The organism is Chryseosolibacter histidinae, assembly GCF_018598225.1.
Classification (GTDB): Bacteria; Bacteroidota; Bacteroidia; order Cytophagales; family Cyclobacteriaceae; genus Chryseosolibacter; species Chryseosolibacter histidini.
The window spans coordinates 135,177-158,756 of sequence record NZ_JAHESF010000006.1 but is presented as its reverse complement, the minus strand read 5'-3'; the positions used below and the strand labels follow the sequence as shown (position 1 = coordinate 158,756).

The window sequence follows — 23,580 nt, the reverse complement described above, 5'->3', positions numbered from 1 at the left end:
CCGGTTACCGGATAGCCAGTTTAGGCTCGTCTCCATTTTCACTTTTGTGCTTCGATAAACGATCCTGCTATACAACACCGCACGAAACCGGCAACTGGTAACAGGCAACTGGCAACTTTCTCGCAACTGGCAAGCCGGCAACTAATTAACCGGTTTCCCCGCTTTCACATCCGCTACCATCTTCTCGATGTACGACTTCGTATTGGAGTCATCGGCCAACGCCATGGCTTTCTCAGCGTATTTCAACGCCTCTTTTGTGTTCCCAACTCCCGCGTAGCCGATCACCATGCCGATGCGGGTGTAAATATCATCGGGATTTTTATCATAGTTCAGCTTGTAGATCTCAAACGCTTCTTTGTATTTCTTCTGGCGTACCAACGTGCGGCCGTAACTGTTGAGCTGCAACAGGGTGGCCATCGGTAATGCCTTCTTCATCACTGAATCAGCCGCCGCCTTTTTGCCGAGCTTTTCAAGCAGTCCTGCCTGCGTGGAGAGCGTCAGGAAGTTCGCTTCCCCAAAGTAGGTATTGATGGAGCGGTCGGCCCATCCCAGCGCTTCTTCCAGGTTCACGTCGTTGATGAGGCAATAGTTGGCAGCCATCTGCATGTTCTGCCAGTAGCGGTAGAAGATGCCGGAGTTGAACTCCCTTCTGAAAGAGGCCACCATTTCCTTTTTCAGATCAACGGAGACCTTGAAGGGGATCTTTACTTTTTCCCATTGCATGGAGACTACGGCGCTGTTCTCGGTCTGGTCGCTGAACTCGTATTTCAGGCGCTCCACACTTTCGTTCAGCTTCAGCACCGGCACGTCTACCCGCAGGGCATCGTCTTTGCTGTCGTAATAAAAGCTGCCCCAGGCGGTGCTTACCTTTGAAAACACGAGCGTGGCTTTGTCCTGGCCCATGGCGATGAAGAAACCGTACTTGCCTGCCGGCAGCAGCTTGTCTTCTACCATTACTTCGGTGCTGAACTCCATGGTGGTGTTCTCATCGGCGCCAGCCCGCCAGGGAGCGGTTTTGGTAGTGCCATAATGCAGGTCGGCAAACCCATAGTGCACAACGCTGCCCCAGATCTTGCCTTCGCGGCCATTCACGGCAGGGCGGTTGTAATCGATCTTCACCCAGGTGACACCGATCCGTTCAGAAACGGAAGCTTTCTTGTTCACGCCCGGAGGCCACGTGATCTGTGCCTGCACAATGTGTGAGCTACCGAAGACCGCAAGCGCTATGGCTGCTGTGATCAATTTTTTTTTCATAGTTGTGTGGATTTGTTACTGCGTAACTCAAAGATGGAATACAGGTTCTGCAGCATCCTTTTCAAACCTGTGCAAGTTTGTTCAAGCATCGTCCACAGTCCACAGTCGACAGTCCACAGCAATTCCGCTTCCGTTCATCAAGAACCAGCTTTGAATTTGCGCCACCAACCTCTAAATTTTGAACCTTAAACCTTGAACTTTAAACTTTTAACCTTAGACTTTAAACCTTAAACCTTTAACCTTAAACCTTCTACATGCGCGCCCTTCGCTTACTGTTCTTCCTGTGTTTCGTAGCATTCCTATCCTGCCAACAAAAATTCGATCTGGTATCTGATGCCATACTGGAGACGAAGCTTGACTCGGTTTTCAAGGCAACCCCCGATTTCAGCGGCGTGGTATTGGTGGCCCGAAAGGGTGTGCCCGTTTACCATAAGGCGTTCGGCTTCAGGAATTTTGAAACCCAGGAGCCGCTCGATACCGCCTCCATCTTTGAGCTGGCCTCCGTCTCCAAACAGTTCACGGCCATGACCATCATGATGCTGCAGGAAGAAGGCAAGCTTCAATATGACGATGCCATCGAAAAATACATCCCCGGACTGCCTTACCCGGGCATTACCATCCGGCACCTGCTCAACCATACGTCAGGGCTGCCCGACTACCAGGCGGTGATGGACCAGCACTGGGACAAGACCAAAGTAGCGGGCAACGACGATAATATCGAATACCTGAAACTGTACAGGCCAGCAAAACATTTTGAACCTGGTGACAAGTACGAGTACAGCAACACGGGGTATATGCTGCTGGCAAGCATCGCTGAAAAGACGTCCGGCAAAGATTTCATCGCGTTCTGTCACGAGCGCATCTTTACGCCCCTGGCCATGAGCAGCACAGGCATCCGCACCAAAGCAGAAAAACAGGCCCTTCCGAACATGGCCTGGGGACACCTCTATGTTGCTGAAAAACAGCGTTATGTCCCGGCCGACTCATTCCCTGCCTTCAACTACGCCATCTGGCTTGGAAACCGCAAGGGCCCTGGAAGGGTAAGCTCCACGGCGGCTGACCTGCTGAAGTGGGATCAGGCACTGTATTCTGAAAAGTTGGTGAAAGAGGAAACCCTACAGCAGGCCTTTAGTGCCGCGACCCTCAATAGTGGAAAGTCTTCCGCTTACGGGTTCGGCTGGATGATCGGCGAAGATACCGGTAGCGGCGCCGTAGTAATGCACACCGGTGACAACCCCGGCTACAAGACAAAGATCGTGCGTTACCTCGACCAGAACAGAACGGTGATCGTGCTTTGCAACAATGCACATCCTCGGTATGGAGAGATCGTCAACGTCATTGAACAGCTTGTGGCCGGACATTAAATTAGAATTTAGAATATAGAATTTAGCATTTGGAATGAGCCGTGTATCGAAGTTTGGATTCTAAATTCTAACTCCTAAATTCTATATTCTATTAATTTGCACCTTTACGCATTAAAACAACAACCCCCTAATGGATACCCATCAGCAAAAGATCTCACATTTAAAAGCATTGTATCACCTGGCGTGTGCCGACAACGAGCTCAGCACCCTGGAAATGACCTACATCAACAAAGTGGCCGAGCACCTGGGGGTGAATCCGGAAGAGATCAAACATTTCAGCGGGAGCGAGCCGGAGCTGGAGCTGCCCGACAAGGAGTACAAGCTGTTTTCGGTATTCCACCGGCTTGCCATTATCATCATGATCGACAATTCTGTCAGTGAAGCCGAGAAGAAGTATTGTTTCAACCTCGGTGTAAAAATGGGCCTTCACCCCAACGCCGTCTCGGAGATCATCGACCATGTGATCGCCAAAGGTGCCATCAACGCCCTGCCTTCAGAGATCATGGCGATCTTCAGGAAGTATATGAGCTAATTTAAGAGTCCACGGTCCACGGTCGACAGTCCACGGCAATTCCGCCCACACTTATATGGAATCAGCTTTGAATTTGCGCTCGCAACCTTAGACTTTAAACCTTAAACTTTAAATCAGCACTATTCTAACTGTGGACTGTGGACCGTCGTCTGTGGACTGTTCAAAAAGAAAAGCGGAGTCTTCGGTCTGAGAGACTCCGCCAAAACCAATTAAGCCACTTTTTACCTATAGACCGATTTGAAAAGGTATCGTTGGGTGAACCTCCGTTGATACACTGAGCTGGCAGATAATCATCGCGAAGATGATCATCTGCAGAACTCAGCGAGACGGGGTAAACATTAACCTAAAACTTTCAATCTACTGCTGTTATATATACCGTGGTGAGAGGGAAGGCAACCCGGTAAAACTTCCGAAAAGTAGAAGGAACGAAGCGGCAATACCATACCGTTAACTTGGTATTTGAGTTCAGTACCGTTACGGAGAATCCTCTTTATCTACTAATAAGTTAACATTTTTAACTCAAATAAACTTTTCCTTCGTTGAAGTTTTTTGCTCCCAGTTGCCAGCTACCGGTTGAGCAGGTACAGTTTTCACCATCGGGTATTGTCGAGGCCTCTTGCCACGAAGCACAGGTGTGAAATTCAACACCGCACGAAACCGGTAACTGGCAACTGGTAACCGGCAACCATTTTATGTCTCAAATCTCCCGTCTATTACGTATTTTAAGACCCAATAAACCGTTCACCAGTAAATGCTTAAAACAGCACAATTCATCGCAGGCCTCATCATACTCCTGGCAATTGAGATCCTCAGGGTCTACTTTATTATGCCTTTTCCCGGCAGCCAGCGATCTGTAACCATAGACATTGCCTATTTCCTGCATAACAACATCTTCTATTTCAGGTTCATCGGGTGGCTCATTATCCTTTTTCCTACCATCACTTTTTTCTGGACGGGCCGCACACAGGCCAAGGTACTCGCCGGCCTCGGGTTGGTGGTGTACATCTACGTTTTTTACATGTTCAACTTCCGCTTTCTTGCCGATAAGATGTTCTATCAGCCTGAGAACAAGGTCTTTGCCGATTCTGCTTCAAACAAGATCGCACCCCGTGACCTGGTGCTGGGGGTGAGCATCGATGGTGCCGCCAAAGCTTATCCCATAGAAGTGATCGGCTATCACCACCAGGTGAGAGACACCGTAGGCAACGTACCGGTTATGGTCACCTATTGCACGGTATGCAGAACGGGCAGAGTGTATAGCCCGGCCGTGGGAAATAATACCGAAACGTTCCGCCTCGTGGGCATGGATCACTTCAACGCCATGTTCGAAGATGCCAGCACCGGAAGCTGGTGGCGGCAGGTGAATGGGGAGGCTGTTGCAGGCCCGCAGAAAGGAAATTTCCTCACTGAGATCCCTTCATCACAGATGACGCTGCAGGCATGGCTCGAGCTTCATCCCGGCTCCCTGATCATGCAGCCCGATACCACCTTCAACATGGCGTACGCCGATCTCAAGGAGTTTGACGAAGGAACGATCGAAAGCGGATTGGAGAAAAGAGACTCACTTTCGTGGAAAGACAAGTCGTGGGTTGTAGGTGTTCAGCTGGGCATGCAGGCGCGGGCTTACGACTGGAACGACCTGCTGCGGCAGAAGGTGATCAACGATACGCTGAACGAAACACCGCTGGTGGTGGCCGTGGCTGCTGACAGCGCCTCATTCTTTGTATGGAACCGTGACACCCTTCAGTTTGGCTGGGACCCCGCACGGCAACAGCTCAAAGACCTGCCCACAGGATCGTACTGGAACTGGCAGGGACTGAGCACGGAAGGCCCGCTGGCAGGAAAGCAGCTCAAAAGTATACAATCATACCAGGAGTTCTGGCACTCGTGGAAAACCTTCAGACCGCAGACAACACAATACCATGAGCAAGCAGAAAAAAAATAAGGTTGACGAGAAGAGCCTCTGGGGTATCGACCTGGGAGGCACAAAAATAGAGGGGATCATTTTGCGCTCGGCTAAAAACCCTGAAGTGTTATTCCGCGACAGGGTGCCAACGGAAGCGGAGCAGGGTTATGATCACATTCTGGAGCAGGCGAAAAAACTGTTTGACATGATGCAGAAGGAGGCAGGTTTGAAACCGGCGCGGGTAGGTATTGCCACACCCGGCGTGCTCGATCCGAAGCTCGGCACCATGAAGAACTGCAACACGGTAGCCCTGAACGGGAAGCCCCTCAAAAAAGATCTGGAGAAGGCGCTGGATGTGAAGCTGGAGATGGCGAATGACGCCGACTGTTTTGCGCTGGCCGAAACACTGATGGGCGCTGTCAAAGAACAGTTCCCCGAAGCGCGGGTGGTATTTGGCGTGATCATGGGCACCGGTGTGGGGGGCGGCATCGTGATCGATGGAAAAGCCATCATCGGGCTGCAGGGCATCGCCGGAGAGTGGGGGCATAACTTTTTGCATGAATCGGGAGGACCTTGCTACTGCGGCAAGTCGGGATGCGTGGAGAAAGTGATCTCCGGGCCGGCACTCGAGCGTTACTACTTCAGCGAGACCGGTAATAAAAAACCGCTGAAAGATATTGTGGCGCTGGCCGAGTCGAAAGTAGACCCAACCGCGCAGAAGACCATGCTCAGGCTGATCGAATACTTCGGGCTTGGGCTCAGCGTGGTCATCAACATACTCGATCCGGATGTGGTGGTGATCGGCGGTGGCGTAGGCAACATCGATCTGTTGTATGACCGTGGCCGCGATGCCGTGGCCAAATATGTGTTCAACAACAGGCTCGAGACCCGCATCATCAGGCCTTCGCTGGGCGACAGCGCAGGTGTTTTCGGCGCCGCGTTCCTTGTCAATTCTTAAGCCAGGTTATGAAATATCCACACACTGAGTGCATCTGTATCGTATTGGATATTCCATGTGTTTTTTATAAAATCAAACATCATAACACATGAAACGAATCGCAATTGTTGGCCCTATTCCCCGCGATCATATCGTTACCCACCAGGGCGACCTGATCCAGAAATGGGGATGTGTTACTCACCCGGTGATCGCCTTGTCCGTAATGGCCGGCGACCGGATTGAAATATTCCCTGTCTCGCATGTGCGCCGGGTAGACCTCGATAACGTTACAGAGGTCTTCAAGGGATACCAGGGCGTGGACCTCAGCCAGGTCACGTCAAAGAACGACCAGGGCGATATCATCAGCCTGAGGTTTGTTGACGTGAACAACCGCCTTGAACGGCAGACCGGTTTTATGGATCCCATCCTTCCGGAAGATGTGGAGCCGCTCATCGGCTGCGATGTGTTCGTGTTCATACCCATCAGCGATTATGAGATCTCCCTCGATACCCTGAAGTTCCTGAAGAAAAAAAGCCGCAACAGTGTGATCATCTTTGACGCACACGGACCTACCACCGCCTGTCTTTTCAATGGCGAGCGCATGCGCAAATTCTGGGTAGACCGCGATCAGTGGCTTCCCTACATCGACGTGTTGAAAATGAACATCGAAGAAGCGCAAGCCTCATGGTTCAAGAAAGAATACGAGCGCCAGGATTTCTCCACAGAGATCAGCGAAGCCGAGATGCGCGAGTTCGCCAGCCATTGCCTGGACCAGGGTGTGAAATGTGTGTACATCACCATGGACTCAAGGGGATGTATGGTGTACTTCCGCCAGCGCGGTAAGCTGGTAGAGCAGATGGTGCCGGCGGTCAAGGTTGCGCAGGTGATCGATACTACCGGCTGTGGCGATTCGTTTGCAGGCGGCATCGGTTTTGGGCTGCTGCAAGACCCGAAAGATTACATCCAGGCCGTTCGCTATGGCAATGCCCTAGGAGCCCTCAGAACGCAAGGGAAAACGTTTGCAGTATTTAAGTCCCTCGAAGAAACAAACAAACTAATCCAGGAAACGTATTTTTGAAGCTCGAAAAATTTCAAGTTAAAGGTTTAACGTTTAAAGTTAGTGCTCCCAACTTTCAACCTTAGACTTCAAACTTTAAACTAACCAGTTGTGAATCCCGAAAATCCAATTAATCCTGGTAAAAATCCTGTGAATCCTGTTAAGGCGGTTATTTTTGACCTGGATGGTGTAATAGTTGATACGGCCCATTATCATTTTCTGGCGTGGAAGAGGTTGGCCAAAGAGTTGGGCGTCGATCTTACGGAGCAGCAGAACGAGCGGCTGAAAGGTGTGAGCCGTATGCGCTCGCTGGAGATCATTCTGTCACTGGGCGGTATTACGCTCAGCGATCATGAAAAAGAAAAGATGGCCAATCGCAAGAACAGCTGGTTTGTAGATTACGTCGAACGGATGGCACCCGAAGAGATCTTTCCCGGTGTAAAGCAGCTGATCCATGAGTTGAAAGGCAAGGGAATAAAAATCGGGCTGGCGTCTGCGAGCAAAAATGCCAAAACCGTGATCCAGCTCCTTCATATCCAGAACGAGTTCGATGCCGTAGTGGATGGCACCATGATCACGCACTCCAAACCCCATCCCGAGATCTTTCTGCTGGCTGCGCATAAGCTTGGCGTTGAGCCGAAAGACTGTGTGGTGTTCGAAGATGCCGAAGCAGGAGTGGAGGCAGCGCTGGCCGCGGGCATGAAGTGTGTGGGCGTTGGCTCGTCGGAGCAGCTGCACAAGGCTAACAAGGTAATATCAAAGACCGGAGAATTTAAGATCTCGGCTTTGGAAGAGTTTCAGGTTTAAGGTTTCAAGTTTCAGGTTTAAAGTTTCAAGTTTACAGTTCGTATGAAAAACTACCTCAAGCACCACGAATGGCGGATCATTGAAGAGGGGTTCGATCCCCATTATAACAAGATCTCCGAAAGTGTTTTCAGCATCGGCAACGGGCGCATGGGCCAGCGTGCCAATTTCGAAGAGGAATACTCAGGCGAAACATTGCGGGGCAGCTACGTGGCCGGCGTATATTATCCCGACAAAACGCGCGTGGGGTGGTGGAAGAATGGATACCCGGAATATTTTGCAAAAGTACTGAACGCCCCGAACTGGATCGGCATCCACATCAGCATTGACAACCAGAAGCTCGACCTCGCCAAATGCAAGACCGAAGACTTCAGACGCGTGCTCGATATGAAAACAGGCCTGCTTTCGCGGAGCTTTGCAGCCACGTTTCCTGATGGCAAGAAAGTGCGTGTCGACTCACGGCGCTTCTGCAGCATGGCCCACGGCGAGATCGGTGCCATCCGTTACGCCATCACAGCATTGAACTTTTCCGCCAAAGCGGTGATCTCGGTATACGTCGATGCAGACGTAGTGAACAAAGATTCCAACTACGACGAAAAGTTCTGGGAAGAGGTCTACAAGGAAGCCTCCGAAGGAAAAGCCATCGTTACCGCGCAGACCAAAAAGACCTTATTCCACGTGACCACCGGCATGCGTTATGCCATCGAGACCGACGGAAAAAAAGCGCAGCCCGAAAGGATCAACCTCGAGCAGCGCGAGAAATTTGCCGGCAACGTGATCCAGCTCAACCTGGAAGAAGGTAAGGAGAACGTCATTTACAAATACGCGGCCATTCTCTCATCTGAGAACCACGCGAAGGCATCCCTCGTAGCAAACTGCAGCAAGGTGCTGGACGAAGCTTACAACAAAGGTTTTGAGAAATTGTTCGAGGAACATTCAAACGTATGGGCGCACAAGTGGGAAGCGTGCGACATCACCATCGAAGGCGATATCGCTGCCCAGCAAGGCATCCGTTTCAACATCTTCCAGCTCACGCAGACCTATACGGGTGAAGATGAAAGGCTCAACATCGGACCTAAAGGTTTTACGGGAGAAAAATACGGCGGAAGCACATACTGGGATACCGAAGCCTACTGCCTGCCTTTTTACATGGCAACCGCGGAGCAGAAAGTGGCCAGGAACCTGCTGGTCTATCGTTACAAACATCTGCAGAAGGCCATCGAGAATGGGCAGAAGCTTGGATTCACCGGCGGCGCTGCCCTTTACCCCATGGTGACCATGAATGGAGAGGAGTGCCACAATGAGTGGGAGATCACCTTCGAGGAGATCCATCGCAATGGCGCCATCGCCTACGCCATCTTCGATTACATCCGTTACACGGGAGACGAAAAGTACCTTACTGAATATGGCCTCGAGGTGCTCATCGCCATCTCCAGGTTCTGGGCGCAACGTGTCAACTGGTCGTCACATAAGAACAAGTATGTGATGCTCGGGGTGACAGGCCCCAACGAATACGAGAACAACGTCAACAACAACTGGTACACCAACACCTTCGCGACGTGGACACTCGAGTACACGCAACACGCGCTCAGCTTTGTGAAGAAAGATGACGAAAGCAGGTTCAGCGAGATACTGAAACGTACAAGCTTCGATGAGAAGACCGAAGTGGCGAAGTGGAAAGACATTATTGAAAAAATGTATTACCCCGAAGACACTACCCGTGGCCTCTTTTTGCAGCAGGACGGTTTCCTCGACAAAGAGCTGATGAGCGTGAGCGAGCTGAAGAAAGAAGACCGTCCCCTGAACCAGAAATGGTCGTGGGACAGGATCCTGCGCTCGTGTTTCATCAAGCAGGCTGATGTGTTACAGGGGTTGTACTTTTTCGAAGACAAATACTCACCCGAGACGCTGCGAAAGAATTTCGACTTCTATGAACCCATGACCGTGCACGAATCATCTTTGTCACCTTGCGTGCATGCCATTCTCGCCTCACGGCTGGGCTACAAGCAGAAAGCTTACGAAATGTACCTGCGTACCGCGCGGCTTGACCTCGACGACTACAACAACGACACCGAAGACGGATGCCACACCACCAGCATGGCAGGCACGTGGATGAGCCTCGTAAAAGGGTTCGGCGGCATGCGCGTAAAAGATGGAAAGCTCTGCTTCAGTCCGTTCATCCCCGAACAATGGAAATCATACTCTTTCAGGCTCGAGTTCAGAGGCCGGGTGGTCAAAATAAAAGTGAGCAAAGACGGCACCGAGACCAGGCTCGAATCAGGCGACCCCATGGAGATCTGGCTGAAAGATGAGAAGGTGATGCTGAAGTAGAGAGGCGACGGACAGTCTTAGTAAAAATTTTAATGAAACTGCCTCGGCTTTTGGTAATAATACCCGTGATCGTTGTAGTGGGGTACATGCTCTATTTCGTCATCGGCATAAGCTCAACTTTTCCGAGCATTAAGGAATATCATTTTGCTACTTCCCAAGCGTCTTTTGAAGAGAAATTAACTGCGCGGATCAACGCTTCCAATGGTTGGTCATTGGAAAACACAGATACTGTTAAAGGAGAAAAAGGTGATGCCTGCTATTGGGCTTCACTAACATACCAGGAGAATGGACAACACCTTAAGTATGATATCAAATACTGTGCAGACGGTGATGATTCAAACAACGACAAAAAATGCTTCTTACTGTATATAGTAGGCGCCTTTGACTATGTTAACAAAAGTGGTGGCTATAAATCATCTGACAAAGATGTTAGCGAGTTGTTACAGGTTTTAGATCGCGCGTTATTAACTGACTTTGCCCCAGATTGTTCTGATAGGTAACATTCCCGGTAGAGTTGTAAAACCTGCCGCCATATTTTGCCGTCTCTTCACAAATTCCTTAGTTTGCTGACATAACAAAATAGGTTAAAGGACGGCTCCACACTCGCTCATCGGGGCATACAATTAGATGAGGGAGTTGGTGTTCGGCAAGAGAGAATATGGCATCTGGTTTCTTTTCAGTTTTAGATGATGTGGCGGCATTGATGGATGACGTTGCCACCGCAAGCAAAGTAGCAACACAAAAAACGGCAGGAATATTAGGCGACGATCTGGCCGTGAACGCTGAAAAAGCAACAGGCTTTCTGGCTTCACGCGAATTACCGGTGCTGTGGGCGATCTCGAAGGGCTCCTTCATCAATAAGCTTATCATTGTTCCCATCGCACTGCTGCTGAATGCATTTTTTCCGATAGCCATCATAGCGGCCCTGGTGCTGGGAGGGGGCTACCTGGCTTACGAAGGCGTTGAAAAGATCATCGAATTCCTTTTTCACCGCTCAAAAAAGGGCCATGAGGTTATCGAGCAGAATGAAGAACACAATAGTGAGTCTGAAAAAGAGAAGATCAGGTCTGCCATCACTACTGATTTTATCCTTTCCCTGGAGATCGTGATCATTGCACTGGGGGCTGTTTTGGATAAAAGCCTTCCCATCCAGATCATAACAGTCGCCGTGGTCTCTATCCTGGCAACCGTTGGCGTGTATGGCCTCGTGGCGCTGATCGTGAGAATGGACGATGCCGGCTATAAACTCATCAAACGTTCTGACGACCGTGGATTGCTATCGGCACTGGGGCATCTGCTGGTGAAGTCGCTACCGGTGGTCATCAAAGTTTTAGGCGTTGTCGGCACCATCGCTCTCGTGCTGGTTTCCGGAGGCATTTTCATTCACAACATTGAATATCTCCATCACATTTTATCACACTGGCCATTGCTGGCAAGAGAATTTGCCGCCGGTTTCATCGCAGGACTGCTCGCGGTAGGAGTAGTGACAGCAGGTAAAAAGGTGTTTTCGTTATTCAAGCGCGCTCAGTAGCTGGTTACCAGTTGCCAGTTACCGGATAGCCAGTTCCCTGGCAATTTCATATGAGTGATTGGCCCGCTGAAAAATAGACTCCTGATCCTCATAACTACCAAACGACAGCAAAAAAAGGATGCTCTAAAGCACCCTTTTCTTTTTTACCTTTTTAACGGTATTGAAATATCCACCGTCTCAAGTCTCACATCTAAAATCTCATATCTCAAATCTGTTATTGTACCACTACCTTCCGGGTCATCGTACGATTGCCCATGGTGACCTTCAACATCAGCACACCTGCATTGAACTCCCTGGCGTTGACAACATAGCTTTCTGTCTGGGTTGTCTTTGTTTTGGTGTAAGACTTGATCACCTGGCCCTGCAGGTTGTACCACGAGAACTGCACATCGCCCCTGTAAGCATTGCTGATCTCGATGGTCAGAGCGTCCTTTACAGGGTTGGGATAGATGGCCAGCGTATGATGCCACGCGTCTTCTTCGATGCCGGTAGTCACCAGCGAAGCGGTATTGGATGCTGCAGACTTTCCAGACGTATTGTAGGCGTATACCCGGTAGCTCACAGTCAGTGACTTAGTGAGATCTTTGTCTTCATATACCAGTGTTGTTACAGTGGCGAGCTCCGTGAAAGGGCCACCATTGATCGAGCGTTCGATCACAAAGCCGTCTTCGTTTGATGAATTGCGCACCCATTGCAGGTGAGCGATCGTCATGTTCTCATCCAGCACCGCCGTAAGCTGTGAGGGGGCTGAGGGGATCGTGCGAGGCGTAGTTACGGAGACGGGCGCGGTGAAACTTGAATAATCAGCACCTTTAAGCGACCTCACACGGTAGGTATACGACGCCGCTTCGGTTATTGTGGCATCATCGTAGCTGGTGGTGTTGGCAGCCAGAGTCGCAATGACAAAGTAGTTTTCAGTACCCTTGACCGCGCGTTGCAAGTGGAATCCGGTTTCATTATCAGCATTGTCTATCCATTCGAGCCTTACTTTCATCGGCGGGCCGATCAGGGCCGTAGCCGTCAGGTTGCTGGGAGCGGCTACCGGTGAAACCAGCGTAGTGGCAGACGCAGTGGCCGTATAGGCAGAGCTGCCTCCGTTGTTTTTCGCCTTCACCCGATAGAAATAAGTGGTGGTGCTTGCAAGATCGTTGTTGTAAAACGACGTGACGTTGGCCTGCACAGTTCCCACTTCCACGAAGTCGCCCGTCTCAGTAGGTGCGCGCTCGATCACGAACTGTGCCTCATTTGTTACCAGGTCAGTCCAGGTCAGGCGAATCTGCGTATGAGAGATCGCTGTGGCTGCAAGGTTTGTCGGCGCCTGTGGTGGCACGTTCAAAGTGGTGGCATTGACGGCTGCCGCATAAGGGGAAGCGCCGGCTGCGGCCGTGATCGCCTTTATCCTGTAATAATATCTGGTGTTGGCTGTCAGGCTGTTATCAGAATAGGAGACAATGTTTGCGTTAAGCGTTGCAATGACGGTGTAGTTGCTCTCATCCGTTTTTGAGCGCTCCAGCACAAAACCGGTCTCATTCGTTGTGTTATCTGTCCAGCTCAGATCGATCGTTGTGCTTGATACCGTCGTGGCGGTCAACGCGGAAGGCGCTGAAGGTGTGGGCTGGATGGTCATGGCTGCGAATTCCCATACATCTTTCAGGTTGCTGCCGTCAAAGCCTGTGGCTACGTAACCTTTGGTTCCAACGGTAAAGCTGGTGGCATAAGCGCGCGCCGAGCCGCCAAATGAAACAACCTTTGTCCATGCATCGGTGGCAGCATCATAGCGGTAAAAATCTTTTTCATCTTTTCCTGAGTCACCGGTACCGACATAAGCTTTACCATCGATCACAAAGGCAACGGCTTCCTCGCGGGCGAGACCGGGAAAATCAGCCACCCGCGTCCATGTGTTGGTGGCCGCGGTATATTTCCAGAGATCTTTTGTTCTTCCGGCAGCGGTCCTTCCAGTACCTACATAACCATCACCACCGATGCTGAAAGCCACGGCACCTTCACGTGCTTCTCCGGGAAAGGCTGCAACCGATGACCAAGTATTGGTGGCAGGATCATATTCATAAAAATCATTTTTCCTTCCGGTGTCATCAATACCACCACCTACATAAGCTTTTCCATTCACCACAAATGCTATGGCATTTCTTCGGATGGTGCCGGGGAAATCCGCGCGCTGGGTCCATGCGTTGGTCTGATCGTTGTACTCCCAGAGATCCTTTTTCTTGTCAGGGCCAAATCCATCTTCGCCCAGGCCCACATACGCTTTGGTACCAATGACAAAGCTCAGGGCCTCCGCGCGAATGGAGCCACCGAAGGCAGCTGCTGTCGTCCAGGTATCGGTTGACGGATCATACGCCCTCATGTCAAGGGCATACGCTCCTGTAAGGCCTGTACCCACATAACCTTTTTGTCCTAATCCAAAGGCAACGGCATCTGTACGGGCTGGACCGCTGAACTCCTGCTTCAGCATCCAGGTACCACCTTCGCCGTAAGCAACAGCCCTGTCTGCGGTATAGTCAGAATAATAGTAAGTATTGCGACCTTTGGCACGCACCCTGTAATAGTAGGTCTTGTCGGCTTCCGTTGTATTGTCTGCATACTGCGTGGTGTTCGCAGCCAGTGTGGCAATGCGGGTATAGCTTTGATTATTGCCTACAGACCGGTCAACTTCATAACCGGTCTCATCCGTTGCGTTGTCGGCCCAGGAGATATTCACCTGGTTCATATTTGCCACGGTAAAATTGACATTAGAAGGTTTGACAGGGGGTGCGGGCATTTTGACTTTTGCAATACCTGAAACCGGCACTCCATCAACCAGACTCATGGTGCCTCCCCAGTAAATATTATCACCTACAGTTGTTATACTCGATGAAATTCCATTCAGCGGCACCGGCGTAAAAGACGGATCGACTGTGCCGTCACTGTTGAGCAGGCTCAGGCCGTATTCTCGTTCCGCGATCAGGATCTTTCCGTTGTCGAGTTTAAAGAAAGTGTCGACAATGAAAAACCCTGTGCCACTCAGTCGGGTATCAAGCGTACCGTTGCTGTTAAGTCTTACATAATACTGGCCCGCATTTGAACCGTTCACTCTGTCGAATGATCCGCCCACCAGAATTTGTCCATTGTCAATTACATGGATGGCATAGATACCGCTGGCAGCGCCGGCTTCGCGCTCAAAGCCTGTACCGATGGCAAAGGTATTGTCTAACGTGCCGTCGATGTTCAATCGAACAAGCGATTTGATGGTGTTGCCTGCAAATGAAGTGAACTCACCGCCAACGAGGATCTTCCCGTCTGACTGGATCTTGATCTCCCGCACTACGCCGCCGGTAAACCCGTTGGCCGCATTAAAGGTATTGTCGATGGTACCATCGGTGTTAAGACGTACCAGGTTGCGCCTGGTTACCCCGTTGAAAGCCCCGAATGAGCCACCCACGATAAGCTTGCCGTCACCTTGCTGAGCAATGGCGTAGACCAGACTGTTGAAGCCGGTGCCGGTATTGGTTCGAAATGTGTTGTCGATTGTTCCACTGGCATTAAGCCGGGCGATGCGCCCAGCCGATACACCTTTGTACGTGGTGAAATTACCTCCGATGATAATATTCCCATTAGCGTCGATGAAGATCGCGAGGACATTATCGTCAACCTGAAGACCCGAGCGGAAGGTGGCATCCAGTGTGCCATCTGCATTCATTCGCTCAAAGCCAGGTGATACAAGCCCGTTCGCCATAGTGCCTGAGTGGGCAACGAGGATCTGGCTTCCCTGGCGCACAATCTTATCGACGCTCGCCGCTGCCTCGAGCGTAAGCGCCGCTGATGTACCCTTCAATACGCCGGTACTTTCCAGCAAGGCAATGCTGCTTCGGCTCTGGCCGTTGAAGGCTGTGAAGGAAGAGTATCCCAGGATCAAAATGTCGTCCTCGGCATTCACGGTTGCAAAGGTCAGGAACGTTCCACTATTGGGGCCGGTACCGATGTTGGTGGCGAAAGTGGCATCCACTGCGCCGTTAACCTGTAAGCGGGCCAATTTGTTTACGGCGGTTCCATTAAGTGATGAGAGCTGTCCTGCGATCAGGATCTTCCCGTCGCTCTGCAAGGCGAGGCCCTGGACCGGCGCGTTGGGTGTACCGTTTTGTGTGAAGGCGCCGTCTACGGATCCGGTGCTGGTCAGCGCCACCAGGTATTTCATGGCAGTTCCGTTAAAAGTGGTGAAAGATCCTGCCACAAGCACCCGCCCGGTAGAAGTCACCTTAACTTCATAGATCACAGCATCAAACCCCGTTCCGGTGTTGAAAGTGTTATCAAGCGTTCCATTGGTGTTGAACCGGGCTATCCTGTTCACTGTGGTGGTCCCTACGGTAGTGAATGTGCCCGCCATGATGAACTTTCCATCTGACTGAAAAGCGAGTGAGTTGATGCCGGAGAAGTTGTTCTCGGCCTGAAAAGTCTGATCACGGGTTCCGTCTGCGTTAAGACGTATGAGCCGTTCAAAATCATCGGCCCCGCCAATGGTGATCATGGGCCCTGTAACAAGGATCTTACCATCAGGCTGTACATAAGCTTTTTTGGTGTCTCCGAAGTCATTGAACTTAATGACGGGATTGAAAGTGTTGTCGATCGTTCCGTCAGCATTCAAACGGATAACATGACTGCTCACCGCCTGGCCATTATAAGAAGAGAATTTTCCGACAACGATCAATTTGCCATCGCTTTGTCTGGCAACACTCGTAACGGTACCATTGCCCACTACTCCGGCGCCCGATTGAAAAGTATTGTCAATGGTGCCGTCAGCATTAAAGCGTACAATTCCCCGCTTTGTCTGCCCGTTCACTTTTATAAACGACGCATATTCGTCGTTCCATATAATGTACTTTCCATCAGGAAGGTATATTGCATTATCAGGGGGGACTGTGTAAGTGACCGCGCCCTGAAATGTCGCATCCACAGACTGACCTAAACACGCCTGATAAAGAAGCACAGTAAAAAACAAAAGATAAAACTTTCTCATTGGAGTTCTCTGGTTTGCAAATGGGTATAAATCAAGCCGGCAAACTACAGACAACCAGTAGTTCCATTTCCGCTATTGCATAGCCAATATTACCCTCTGAGGTTATACTCCTTTATCAGTACCTGTATTACTAACAGGCTTGTGGTGTGGACCTTACACAGAATGTTGTGGCAGAGCGCCGCATAGGCTTGCGGGTTGTATGAAGAGTGAGTGTCGAATATTGAACAAAAAAAATTCGAATGTCGAAGATATATCCCGTGCACGATGCAAAATCCGGAAACGTTTGCAATATCCTTGGCTTGAAAGAAGATTGGCATGGTGACCGAGGTTGCGCTACGGGAATGTCAAACCCTGCGCGATGAGCTTGACCCACTCCGCATACATTTTGCCGGAGGGATGCAGTCCGTCTTGAGCAACCAATGCGGGATCGTCAAAACCTTTCCTGGAGATATCGGTAATGTAAAAATATTGCACACCATACTTTTCCGTGATCGACCGGTTCACGGCATTGAATTCATCGATCGCTTTGCTGATAGACTCCTGCTTTTCTTTTCCGAAAGGTGTGTAGCCATAGTCGGGAATGGAGACCACAAACACTTTAGACTTATCGTTCCCCGCAAAGGCGATGGCCATGTTCAGGAGCTCTTCAAATTCCGGCGCATAGCTGACAGCGCTTTTTCCCTGGTACTGGTTGTTGACGCCGATGAGCAGCGATACCAGTCCCTGATCGTGCGCGGGATTAGCGGCAAGAATGGCACGTTTGAGATCATCCGTTCGCCAGCCCGTAGTGGCGATGATGTGGGGCGCGGCAATGGCAACTCCTTTTTTTCTCAAGGCTTCAGCCAACTGCAGAGGCCACCGCTCATGCTCCGCTACACTTTCACCGATGGTGTACGAGTCTCCCAGCGCAAGAAATTTTCTATTGGTTTGAGAACCGGTCGTTTGAGCCATAAGGGCAGGGGTAAGGGATAGAAGCAGCAATAAGCAACAGATTTTCATATTTTAAAAATACGGTAAATGCAAAGAAATGCATAACCGCGGAAGGCGCAGAGAGGTCGCAGAGGGCCTTTGCGTTCTGCATTTTTTGCATTTAAGCCCGGCATAGTTTTTTAAAATCATTCTGAAACAAAATATTGTGTTATGAAAAAAATATCAAACCGTACAGGTAAAATTATGAGCGTACTGCTGGCGATTTGTTTGCTGCTGGGCGCTTGTAAAAACATGAGCAAATCGCAGAAAGGAACTTATATTGGCGCTGCAGGTGGTGCCGCTGCAGGCGCGGCCATCGGTAAAGCTGCTGGTAATACGGCCATGGGAGCGATTCTGGGCGCAGTGGTTGGCGGTGCAGCCGGTTACGGCATCGGCCGCTACATGGACAAGCAGGCTGAAGAGCTGCGCAAAGACCTCGAAGGAGCGGAGATCGAACGTGTGGGCGAAGGTATCAAGATCACCTTCCGCGAAGGTATCCAGTTTCCCGTAAACTCTTCGCAGCTGAGCGCAGGGTCGATGACCAACCTGAAAGACCTCGCCGAGACATTGAACAAATACAAGGACACCAACATCCTGATCGAAGGCCATACCGACATCACCGGTTCGCGCGAGCATAACATGAAGCTTTCGGAAGACCGTGCAGCATCAGTTTCAAAATACCTCGAGTCGCTCGGTGTTGCCAGCAAACGGATCACCAACGAAGGTTACGGCCCCGACCAGCCTGTAGGTGATAACAATACAGACTACGGCCGTCAGCAGAACCGCAGGGTAGAAGTGGCCATCTTCGCCAATGACAAACTGAAGAAGAAAGCAGAGAAAGGTGAGCTGGGCGAAGTTTCCGCCTCCGAAAACAAGTAAAAGCGTTTCCTGATCAGGCACACAATAAGACAAAGAGGGCTGTCCCATAAAAGACCGCCCTCTTTTTTTATGATTCTATTGACGATAGGCCTGCGCAAACTCGCTGGCAAAATCCTCAAGCTTGGTCTTTGCCTGAGCAGGTTTGTGTTCCCTGGCATCGGCCTGCATCACACCTTCGCGTATGGCCCTGCCCATATCGGTAAAATTCCGGGCATGGGTCTCAGAAAGACCTGCCTGCAGCAATCCTTCTTTTTGTTGCTGATCAGTGAACACAACCCAGTTCAGGTCTTTGCCAATGGCTTTGCCCAAAACCTGCGCCACTTCTTTTCCCGAGCGTTCATCGCCGAAAATATATCGCGCGCTGGAACCCTGGAAGCTCAGGTTCAGCAGCTCTTCGAGGGCGGCCGCGGCAATGTCGCGGGTATGCACCAGGAAGATCTTCTCGTTCTCATCGCCATAATTCGCGCCCATAAACCCAGCCTGCTTGATCAGACCAACCTGTGAGAGAAAATTGTAGTAGAAATAGGAGGGACGCAGATGCCGCACGTTGAGCCGCTCGATCTTGTTGAGCATCTGTTCGAAGTCATACAGGCCATCCACAGGCCCCATACCATTGCCAACATGAGCGCCCATGCTGCTCAGGTTAACCACATAACGGATGTTGTTGGCAACAATGGCGTCAGTATAATTTTTGGCTACCTCATTCATTGACTTGCGCCAGTTATCGGTTTGCCAGATCGGGGGGATCATCGTGTAGACCACGTCAGCACCCTTGAACGCTGATCTTACAAAACCACTATCCTGTACGTTGCCAACAATGGCCTTTGCACCTAACTTTTCAATTTCCGCCACGCGCTCGCTGGAGCTCGTGATAACGCTTACTTCCTTGCCTGCCTTTATCAATCCCTCGACAATAGGCCTGCTGATGTGACCGATGGATCCGGTGATAACATAAGTTTTCATAGCTGATTTGTTTTGCATTTGTCTTGCAATTCTAATCACTTGGTCTTTATTTTGTATGTAGTTATAATTTACTGATCTAGTCTTTAAAATCATACTATTATTGATAATCAAATAGTTATGGATAAGGTTGCACTCGGAAATGTTCAGAACTGTCCTGTGACAGCGACCATGCAGGTGATTGGAGGCAAGTGGAAGATCCTGATCCTGTACCTGATATTCAATGATATCAACCGGTTTGGGAAGATGGGCATGATGCTGAAAGACATCAGCAAACAGATGCTGACCTCGCAGCTTCGCGAGCTGGAAAACGACGGGATCATCGAGCGCAGGATCTATCCCGAGATCCCGCCAAGGGTAGAGTATTTCTTAACGGCGAAAGGAAGATCGCTCGAACCGGTCATAAGCCAGATGAGAGATTGGGGCAACGAACATCTTTTTAACATACAAAGCGACGTGGCCACTGGCCGTTGAGAGTTCGACAAGCGCCACTTCAGGGTGTGTTCTCTGCGCGTGAGCAAAAAAAACAAAGGCGCTAACAGGCATTCATGCGCCCATCTTTTTTGATAAGCTGATCGCGGGCGAGGTATTTTTCACAATGCGATTGTGCTTGTTATTATCCATCCGCTGGCTTGAAGCCAACTAAGAACTATTCATGCATACGATGTAGGCAGGGCAAAAACGGATTATGACCTACCCCTGACGTTGCGCCATGATGCAACCCCATGGCTATTCCAAATGTAATGTTTGCGTGCATTTCCCCTGATTTACCGTCGGCAGCCTGGTAAATTTGCCGTTTAACTCTGAAACCAAATGATGAATAAGTTCCTGGTAACCGTGCTCTTCGCTGGCCTCTCCATAGCGGGATGGGCACAAACCTTTACTGTCGTACAAAACTCCACCGGCAATCCCGCCGTTCCCACACGGGGCCAGTCCTTCCGGCCTTCTTCCCTGGGCGCGGGCAGCGGGTCTACCGGCGCAAGTAATAAAGTAATACTCAAGTCGTTCCGTGTTGTTTATCACATCGATGCCGTATCCGAAGCGAGCAAAATGTACATCTACAGCGCGATGCCTTCCAACGCAACTACATTGACGGATGGGACGTCCGGAACAGTGGTGGCGGAAAGCATCTCGAAGACCGATGACTTCCCTTATACAGTTTACAATTTCAACAACGTGGAGCTCGACAAGAACACGACCTACTATGCCTTGTTCAGGGAAGACGTAGGACTTGAATCCGCATCCTCCACTGCTCCAGGTCCTTATGACGGAGGGCAGATGATCAGGAACAATACGGGAACGCTGGCGCAGCTTACTACGGCCGACCTGAGAATGACGATAACTTTTGAACAGTTTCCGACACCTTCGATGACGGTATGGTATTCCGAAACAAGCCAGATCACCAGTGGCCTTGGTAATACCACCATCGGTGGCGGCACCATGGGGCTTAACGTTGTGGGAACCAAAACCTTCACCATCAAGAACGGTGGCCCCGCCGTACTGAACATCGGTACGGTGACAGCCACCGGCACAGGCGTAACCGTTTCTGCTCAGCCTGCCGCTACCGTAAACGCAGGTGGCAGCACTACCTTTGAAATTTCCTTCAGCTCGGCCGTGGATACACGGATCGCGTACGAGATCTCGATCCCCAGCAACAATCCACTGACACCGTTCCTCTTCAAATACGAGGTAACGTATGATTACCCTATCACCAGACCTGCTAACGCTTACGCGGTGGGGGTGAAGGAAAATCAGATCAACGTTTACTGGGAAGACCGCGGCAACGAAGATCAGTTCTCCATTGAACGTTCGCTCTCCAGCGGCTCCGGGTTTCAGGAAGTTGGGAAAGTCCCCGGCGGATCGACCTTGTTTGCCGACAACACGGTAACGACAGGCGTAACTTATTACTATCGTGTGCGGGGTATCAGGAATAACGGCGATGTATCGGCGTATGTCAACACAGGCGCGGTTACGGCGTCGGTCAATAAACTCGGCGACTGGGAAAAGAAAGCATCCTATCCCGGTATCGGAGCCAAGGTCAGGGTCGATGCCATTGGATTTTCGATCGGGCAGAAAGGTTATTTTGGATTGGGCTATGATAATTCCACTGCCCAAAATGATTTCTGGGAGTATGACCCCGCCAGGAATACCTGGGAGCGTAAGGCAGACTTCCCCGGCGGAGGACGCGAGGCTTCTGTCGAATTTGTGATCAACGGCAAAGCTTATGTGGGCCTCGGTTTTTATCGCTCCCCGTCTTTCACCTACACGAAAGATTTTTATGTGTATGATCCTGCCACCAACACGTGGTCTCCCATTGCCGAATTCCCTGGCGTAAAGAGAGCTTATGCTGCGGCATTCGTGCTCAATGGCAAAGCATACGTAGGCCTCGGATTCTCCAGCCCGAATAGTTATGCCGACTTTTACGAATACGATCCCGTCCAGAATACCTGGAGGCAGGTGGCGGACTTCCCCAAAACAGGCAATGGCTCGGGCTTTGCCATTAACAATACCGGCTACGTTTATATGGGCACAGAGCTTTATGCTTTTGATCCTTCAGCGGGAGCAACAGGCACATGGACAAAGAAAGCAGACCTGAAATTCTCTGCTTATACGGCGTCAAATTTTGTGATCAACAATAAAGCCTATGTCGTTGGCGGCTCAAGCGGATATGTGACACAGGTTTATGATCCGTCAAATAACACCTGGTCAATGAAGGAACCTTACCCCAGTGTCTCGTATCAATACACCAGTGCCTTTGTTATTGACAATAAAGGCTACGCCGGGCTGGGTTCGGGTTATTCCGGAAACGCGGCCGACCTCTGGGAATACAGCCCCGTATCGCCCAAGCTCGCGGAAGCAAGTGCCGAGATCCTCAGGAACAAGATCGTGCTTACCTGGAAAGACAACGCCGATGACGAAACAGGTTATGTGCTGGAACGGGCGCAGTCTGCTGATCCGCAAGCTACACCTCAGGATTTTACCACCATCGCCAATTTAAATGCCGGCCAGCTTACCTATACGGATGTTAACGTAGTGAAAGGTACATTCTACACGTACCGCATCAGGACCAAATTCACGGAAGGCGTGTCTCAAGGCAAGTCAGTGGCCGCGGCCATTGAATACCCGACCGTGTCAGGAGCAACGAAGAGCAGCGAGACCAGTGTCAATATCCAATGGACGGCCCTCACCCCGGCGGCCGTGTACGTTGTTGAGCGGGCTACTTCCGCGGAATTGAATACGCCGGTATCCGCTTTCACAGCGTTTCCTCAATCCACGGCAGCAACGTCGTACACCGCTACCATGAGCAGTGAAGGCTTTTACCACTATCGCATCAAAGGGACGCGGATGTCTTACCCCACCGCTACGTTGTATTCCGACACGGCAAAAGTGTTGATGATAAAAACACCGGGTGTCATCAATACAACTGTATCGGCAACTTCGCCGATGGCCTTAACGTGGGAAGACAGGTCATCCATCGAAACAGGATATGTGATCCAGCGCAAGGAATCTTCCGAAGCGGATTATACCACCCTCGCAACGCTCGCCGCCAACGCCACCAGTTACACAGACAATGGCGCCGCAAAGAATAAGACGTATCAATACCGCGTCAAGGCAGTAAAAGGTACCTATGATTCGTTCCATGCCTATTCCAACCTGGTAACCGTGCCAGGAACTCCTGAACCCGAAAACCCTATCACGGGTGTCGAGCAGACTGCGGATATATTCTCGCAGGCATATCCCAATCCTGCGAAAGATGTGCTGATCATCTCCACACAGGACAACGATTTGTTTACTGCTCCCGCCAGGGTAGTTGCCGCCGATGGACGCGGGATGAACATTGCGTCAAGGGCAGACCGGGATGCGATCGTCTTTGATGTGCACGATCTCCAGCAGGGATTGTACGTTCTGATCATCAACGCTAAAAAAGGTATTTACAAATTCAGGTTTGCCAAAGACTGATCGGCATAGATCTGTCTGTAACGAAAGAAGCCGCCCCATGTAAAGAGGCGGCTTCTTTATTTTGTTAGCCTTGTTCTGCGTTGTG

The 23,580-nt window shown here is 50.6% G+C and carries 16 protein-coding genes; 12 read left to right on the top strand and 4 right to left on the bottom strand.

Going from position 1 to position 23,580, the window contains the following annotated elements:
• Positions 1–141: 141 nt before the first annotated feature.
• Positions 142–1,254 carry a DUF2911 domain-containing protein gene (locus tag KK083_RS08270; protein ID WP_254162371.1) on the bottom strand — a complete coding sequence of 371 codons (1,113 nt, stop codon included), beginning with the start codon at positions 1,252–1,254 and terminating at the stop codon, positions 142–144.
• Positions 1,255–1,508: 254 nt separating this feature from the next.
• Between KK083_RS08270 and KK083_RS08265 the strand changes: the two genes are divergently transcribed.
• From KK083_RS08265 to KK083_RS08225, 9 genes are all read left to right on the top strand, one after another.
• Complete coding sequence (locus KK083_RS08265) at positions 1,509–2,618, top strand: serine hydrolase domain-containing protein (RefSeq protein WP_254162369.1); 1,110 nt, start codon at positions 1,509–1,511, stop codon at positions 2,616–2,618.
• A 130-nt stretch (positions 2,619–2,748) separates the two neighbouring features.
• The gene (locus KK083_RS08260; protein ID WP_254162367.1) at positions 2,749–3,150 is read left to right on the top strand and encodes a TerB family tellurite resistance protein; all 402 of its coding nucleotides are present in this window, start codon (positions 2,749–2,751) and stop codon (positions 3,148–3,150) included.
• 751 nt (positions 3,151–3,901) lie between these two features.
• Positions 3,902–5,095, top strand: a complete 1,194-nt coding sequence (locus KK083_RS08255; protein WP_254162366.1) for a DUF3179 domain-containing (seleno)protein — start codon at positions 3,902–3,904, stop codon at positions 5,093–5,095.
• Positions 5,073–6,014, top strand: a complete 942-nt coding sequence (locus tag KK083_RS08250) for an ROK family protein (protein ID WP_254162364.1) — start codon at positions 5,073–5,075, stop codon at positions 6,012–6,014. The genes KK083_RS08255 and KK083_RS08250 overlap by 23 nt, the downstream gene beginning before the upstream one ends.
• A gap of 88 nt (positions 6,015–6,102) precedes the next feature.
• The gene (locus KK083_RS08245) at positions 6,103–7,071 is read left to right on the top strand and encodes a carbohydrate kinase family protein (protein ID WP_254162363.1); all 969 of its coding nucleotides are present in this window, start codon (positions 6,103–6,105) and stop codon (positions 7,069–7,071) included.
• A 129-nt stretch (positions 7,072–7,200) separates the two neighbouring features.
• The gene (gene pgmB / locus KK083_RS08240) at positions 7,201–7,857 is read left to right on the top strand and encodes a beta-phosphoglucomutase (protein ID WP_254162362.1); all 657 of its coding nucleotides are present in this window, start codon (positions 7,201–7,203) and stop codon (positions 7,855–7,857) included.
• Between the two features lie 42 nt (positions 7,858–7,899).
• Positions 7,900–10,185 carry a glycoside hydrolase family 65 protein gene (locus KK083_RS08235; protein ID WP_254162361.1) on the top strand — a complete coding sequence of 762 codons (2,286 nt, stop codon included), beginning with the start codon at positions 7,900–7,902 and terminating at the stop codon, positions 10,183–10,185.
• A 65-nt stretch (positions 10,186–10,250) separates the two neighbouring features.
• Positions 10,251–10,685, top strand: a complete 435-nt coding sequence (locus tag KK083_RS08230) for a hypothetical protein (RefSeq protein WP_254162360.1) — start codon at positions 10,251–10,253, stop codon at positions 10,683–10,685.
• A gap of 158 nt (positions 10,686–10,843) precedes the next feature.
• On the top strand, positions 10,844–11,716 hold the full coding sequence (locus KK083_RS08225) for a DUF808 domain-containing protein (RefSeq protein WP_254162358.1): 873 nt from the start codon (positions 10,844–10,846) through the stop codon (positions 11,714–11,716).
• Between the two features lie 214 nt (positions 11,717–11,930).
• Here the strand turns inward: KK083_RS08225 and KK083_RS08220 are convergent, their stop codons facing one another.
• Both KK083_RS08220 and KK083_RS08215 read right to left on the bottom strand, forming a co-directional pair.
• Positions 11,931–16,727, bottom strand: coding sequence for a Kelch repeat-containing protein (locus KK083_RS08220; protein WP_254162356.1), 4,797 nt, complete (start codon positions 16,725–16,727; stop codon positions 11,931–11,933).
• 333 nt (positions 16,728–17,060) lie between these two features.
• Entirely contained in the window at positions 17,061–17,678 is a 618-nt protein-coding gene (locus tag KK083_RS08215) for an SGNH/GDSL hydrolase family protein (RefSeq protein WP_254162354.1), read from the bottom strand.
• A 189-nt stretch (positions 17,679–17,867) separates the two neighbouring features.
• Here KK083_RS08215 and KK083_RS08210 point away from each other — a divergent pair, with 189 nt between their 5' ends.
• A complete protein-coding gene (locus KK083_RS08210; protein WP_254162352.1) occupies positions 17,868–18,575 on the top strand; it encodes a YiaD family glycine zipper/OmpA-like lipoprotein in 708 nt (235 codons plus the stop codon).
• Positions 18,576–18,650: 75 nt separating this feature from the next.
• Here KK083_RS08210 and KK083_RS08205 read toward each other — a convergent pair whose 3' ends face one another.
• Positions 18,651–19,538, bottom strand: coding sequence for an NAD(P)H-binding protein (locus tag KK083_RS08205; RefSeq protein WP_254162350.1), 888 nt, complete (start codon positions 19,536–19,538; stop codon positions 18,651–18,653).
• 117 nt (positions 19,539–19,655) lie between these two features.
• On the opposite strand from KK083_RS08205, the gene KK083_RS08200 reads away from it, so the two are divergent.
• Both KK083_RS08200 and KK083_RS08195 read left to right on the top strand, forming a co-directional pair.
• Complete coding sequence (locus tag KK083_RS08200) at positions 19,656–20,009, top strand: winged helix-turn-helix transcriptional regulator (protein WP_254162348.1); 354 nt, start codon at positions 19,656–19,658, stop codon at positions 20,007–20,009.
• 339 nt (positions 20,010–20,348) lie between these two features.
• Positions 20,349–23,495, top strand: a complete 3,147-nt coding sequence (locus tag KK083_RS08195) for a T9SS type A sorting domain-containing protein (protein ID WP_254162346.1) — start codon at positions 20,349–20,351, stop codon at positions 23,493–23,495.
• Positions 23,496–23,580: the final 85 nt, after the last annotated feature.

Coding starts and splice junctions, on each gene's coding strand:
- KK083_RS08270 (WP_254162371.1), bottom strand. CDS start 1,254: ATGAAAAAAAAATTGATCACAGCAGCCATAGCGCTTGCGGTCTTCGGT.
- KK083_RS08265 (WP_254162369.1), top strand. CDS start 1,509: ATGCGCGCCCTTCGCTTACTGTTCTTCCTGTGTTTCGTAGCATTCCTA.
- KK083_RS08260 (WP_254162367.1), top strand. CDS start 2,749: ATGGATACCCATCAGCAAAAGATCTCACATTTAAAAGCATTGTATCAC.
- KK083_RS08255 (WP_254162366.1), top strand. CDS start 3,902: ATGCTTAAAACAGCACAATTCATCGCAGGCCTCATCATACTCCTGGCA.
- KK083_RS08250 (WP_254162364.1), top strand. CDS start 5,073: ATGAGCAAGCAGAAAAAAAATAAGGTTGACGAGAAGAGCCTCTGGGGT.
- KK083_RS08245 (WP_254162363.1), top strand. CDS start 6,103: ATGAAACGAATCGCAATTGTTGGCCCTATTCCCCGCGATCATATCGTT.
- KK083_RS08235 (WP_254162361.1), top strand. CDS start 7,900: ATGAAAAACTACCTCAAGCACCACGAATGGCGGATCATTGAAGAGGGG.
- KK083_RS08225 (WP_254162358.1), top strand. CDS start 10,844: ATGGCATCTGGTTTCTTTTCAGTTTTAGATGATGTGGCGGCATTGATG.
- KK083_RS08220 (WP_254162356.1), bottom strand. CDS start 16,727: ATGAGAAAGTTTTATCTTTTGTTTTTTACTGTGCTTCTTTATCAGGCG.
- KK083_RS08215 (WP_254162354.1), bottom strand. CDS start 17,678: ATGGCTCAAACGACCGGTTCTCAAACCAATAGAAAATTTCTTGCGCTG.
- KK083_RS08210 (WP_254162352.1), top strand. CDS start 17,868: ATGAAAAAAATATCAAACCGTACAGGTAAAATTATGAGCGTACTGCTG.
- KK083_RS08205 (WP_254162350.1), bottom strand. CDS start 19,538: ATGAAAACTTATGTTATCACCGGATCCATCGGTCACATCAGCAGGCCT.
- KK083_RS08200 (WP_254162348.1), top strand. CDS start 19,656: ATGGATAAGGTTGCACTCGGAAATGTTCAGAACTGTCCTGTGACAGCG.
- KK083_RS08195 (WP_254162346.1), top strand. CDS start 20,349: ATGATGAATAAGTTCCTGGTAACCGTGCTCTTCGCTGGCCTCTCCATA.